Source organism: Bacillus sp. JJ1764 (genome assembly GCF_036962145.1).
Classification (GTDB): Bacteria; Bacillota; Bacilli; order Bacillales; family Cytobacillaceae; genus Neobacillus.
In genome coordinates this window covers 2359-5229 of the sequence record NZ_JBALNY010000232.1, presented here as the reverse complement: position 1 = coordinate 5229, position 2871 = coordinate 2359, and the positions used below count along the sequence as shown (strand labels likewise).

5 protein-coding genes are annotated in these 2871 nt (G+C 37.2%); all 5 read right to left on the bottom strand.

What is annotated here, in order from left to right:
- Positions 1 to 75: 75 nt before the first annotated feature.
- The gene (locus V7083_RS22965) at positions 76 to 378 is read right to left on the bottom strand and encodes an iron-sulfur cluster assembly accessory protein (protein WP_335482444.1); all 303 of its coding nucleotides are present in this window, start codon (positions 376 to 378) and stop codon (positions 76 to 78) included.
- Between the two features lie 31 nt (positions 379 to 409).
- Positions 410 to 1111 (bottom strand): CDP-diacylglycerol--serine O-phosphatidyltransferase, encoded by a 702-nt coding sequence (gene pssA / locus V7083_RS22960; RefSeq protein ID WP_335482442.1) that lies wholly within the window; start codon positions 1109 to 1111, stop codon positions 410 to 412.
- Between the two features lie 52 nt (positions 1112 to 1163).
- Entirely contained in the window at positions 1164 to 1820 is a 657-nt protein-coding gene (locus V7083_RS22955) for a phosphatase PAP2 family protein (RefSeq protein WP_335482440.1), read from the bottom strand.
- An 82-nt stretch (positions 1821 to 1902) separates the two neighbouring features.
- Positions 1903 to 2505: an undecaprenyl-diphosphatase gene (locus V7083_RS22950; protein WP_335482438.1), complete on the bottom strand. Its 603-nt coding sequence runs from the start codon at positions 2503 to 2505 to the stop codon at positions 1903 to 1905.
- Positions 2506 to 2572: 67 nt separating this feature from the next.
- Positions 2573 to 2871: TerC family protein (locus V7083_RS22945; RefSeq protein ID WP_438823768.1), on the bottom strand; the 299-nt coding region annotated here is incomplete at its 5' end.

The following is a 2871-nucleotide window of genomic DNA, read 5'->3' as shown; positions in this document are numbered from 1 at the left end:
TTTTTTGATTTTTATGATTTTGCGCCTCTGGACAGAACCCGTTAAGTTCTTCCATGTGCTATTCCTTTGTAAAGCTTAGTGATGGTGATGTACACCTTTAGATGGGTTTGTGATGACCCATTCTTCTTTTGGCAGTTGGAAGTATTGGATCCAGACATTATCGAGGTATTCTTCACCTTTTTCTAAAATGAAGTCAAGGTCTTTATCTGTATGTACTACCTCGTCCTTTTCTGTTGGGGTGTCGAGCATTAGATCATAATGAGCATGATCTCCATGAACGCTGGAAACGTAGATACGAAAAAGCTTTCCTTGAGCTTCTTCCTGCGCTAGCATTTTCTTTAATTCTTTTGCTGCATTTTTGTTTACTTTCACTTTCATTGATTAAAGACCTTCTTTCAAGAGGTATCAATTAATTTGTTTTTCTTTTTCTATTGTTTTTGACTAGCTGGTAGCCAATAAACGCGATATAAAGCGGAATTGCCACATAAATAAAATAAGGAAAACGATGCTGTTCTTTTTTAAAGACCTGGTAAATGGCATAACCCAAAAAGGCAGTGACAATAATTCCGTATTTCGGCAGTGGCACTTCTTTTAAGCTTGGAATTTTAATGGTACTTACCATTAAAAAACAAATGGCAAAAAAAGCGATTGGTAGGATAATACTTGGCATTTTACCATGGAATAAGGTAATAAATGTCAGAATTCCCCCACCAGCAGTGATTGGAACACCGGTAAAATATTTGAGAGACGATTTGACGGCATTGATATTAAACCGTGCTAACCGATACGCGCCAAACAGTGGAAACAAACCTGATATCGCCATACCCAAAACGCCAAAATCTGAAAAATATGAGTAGTAAGCCATCATCGCCGGAGCAACGCCGAAGGTAACAATATCAGCCAAGGAATCTAATTCTTTTCCTAAGTCACTTTGCACACGAAGCATACGGGCAATTCGACCATCCATGCTGTCTAACATCATTCCAATCAAGATCAGGATGGCTGCGTTCTTATAATCCCCGATGGCTGAATACATCACGGATAAAAAGCCGAAAAATAAGTTAAAAAGTGTAAATAAATTAGGAATACTGTTCCTGATAATATGTATCACTCCAATTTGTTTGAGGGGCTGGATGAGTTTACGATCACACCAACCATTATTCTCAACGATTATATTTTATATTATAACCTTTTTCTTTATAATATTGGAAAAACCAAATAGCCATTGTACACCAAAATCCGCTGGCTAAGTATCCGCCTAATACGTCACTTGGATAGTGGACACCTAAATAGATTCTGCTGACTCCAATTGCCAAAATCATCACTGTACTGATTAAGATTAACAGACATCTAGCCCATTTTCTCGAAATGTGACGCCACAACAGAAAGGTTATGATGACATAAACAGTAAATGCATTCATAGCATGGCCGCTAGGAAAACTAAACCCGGAAATATCAATCAAGCGATGAAAATCAGGGCGTGCCCGTTGAAAAAAGTGCTTTAATATTTCATTCAATATAGCTGATCCGCCTATCGCAAAAACAAACAAAATGAGTTCAGTTCGGTGGTGAAGGACTTTATAAAGAAAAAAGATCAACAATAGGCTCATTATACTGACGAAAGAGGCTGATCCAATAAAGGTAAAAGTCTTCATCATTTTTGTTAATCCAGGTGATTCAAGCCCTTGTACTGCAGAAATAATTGTAGAATCAAAATGGGCAATTTCATGATCACTTATTAGGAATGAAACCACACTGAAACCAATAATACAAATGACACTAATAATAAAAGCACTAACTAGATAAAACTTTAACTTCATTTACTATTCCTCACAATATTTTTTTCATTATCCCATAATAACATAAAAAAGGCCGATTTTCTAAAATCAGCCTTTTTTTATCCTAACGTGATATCGATTTTCGCTTTAACAGCATGTGTTCAAGTTTTTCATAAAATGCAATGATGGACTGAATCATTCTATTTCCCCATTGCCATCTTGCCAAGATCGTGTGAACCAATAATGCCGTTCCAACGCCAATAACCATTCCTGCAATCACGTCCAAAGGATAATGGACCCCCGTCCAAACCCGTGAAAGGGCAATTCCAGCTGCTAATAGCAACCATAGCCATCCCGCACCCTTGCGCCAAATCCAAATGGCTGTCGCGATGACAAAAGCCGCAGTGGCATGGTCACTAGGAAACGAATCATTTTTTACATGCGGAATTAACCAATTTACGTGATGTGTTACAAAGGGTCTATCCCGATAAATAAAGAGCCCAATCAAAACATTCAACCCTAAGGCAATTCCAGCAGAGATAATAGCTTCAATTACCATTCTTCTATTATTTTTTTTCTTTTGAAAAAACCAATATATTATAATTCCCAGAAAAAAAAGATATTGTGCTTTTTCCGCCAGCATGATCATAAATGGATTTAAAAATTGATCACTGATAGCCATGTGATTGATCAATTGAAAAGATGAATAATCCAAATGAGAAAGCATTAAACCCCTCCATACATTTAATACTTTTATAGGATAGGCTTAAAGACTTAATACNNNCTCATATACTTTAAGAAGCTTTGGACGTTTTTTTCTGCGCCCCATCCTTAGACATAAACCAGCCGGCCACAGCAATTCCAACTAACACCACATAAAAAGTAATTTTCCATTCTGTCGAATGAGCAAATTCTTCATTTAAAACTGATAATGCAGGGTGTGAAAGAGTATAGACAGCAAGCTTTATCCCCACCCAGCCCACAATGATAAAAGCGGCAATTTCTAAACTTGGGCGTTGTTCCAACAGTTTTACAAACAGGTTTGCTGCAAAACGCATGATGACCAAACCGATAAATCCGCCAGCAAAAATCA

What these genes read in the sequence shown, in the direction of transcription:
- V7083_RS22965 (WP_335482444.1), bottom strand. Translation starts at nt 378, where the DNA reads ATGAAAGTGAAAGTAAACAAAAATGCAGCAAAAGAATTAAAGAAAATG.
- V7083_RS22950 (WP_335482438.1), bottom strand. Translation starts at nt 2,505, where the DNA reads ATGCTTTCTCATTTGGATTATTCATCTTTTCAATTGATCAATCACATG.
- V7083_RS22955 (WP_335482440.1), bottom strand. Translation starts at nt 1,820, where the DNA reads ATGAAGTTAAAGTTTTATCTAGTTAGTGCTTTTATTATTAGTGTCATT.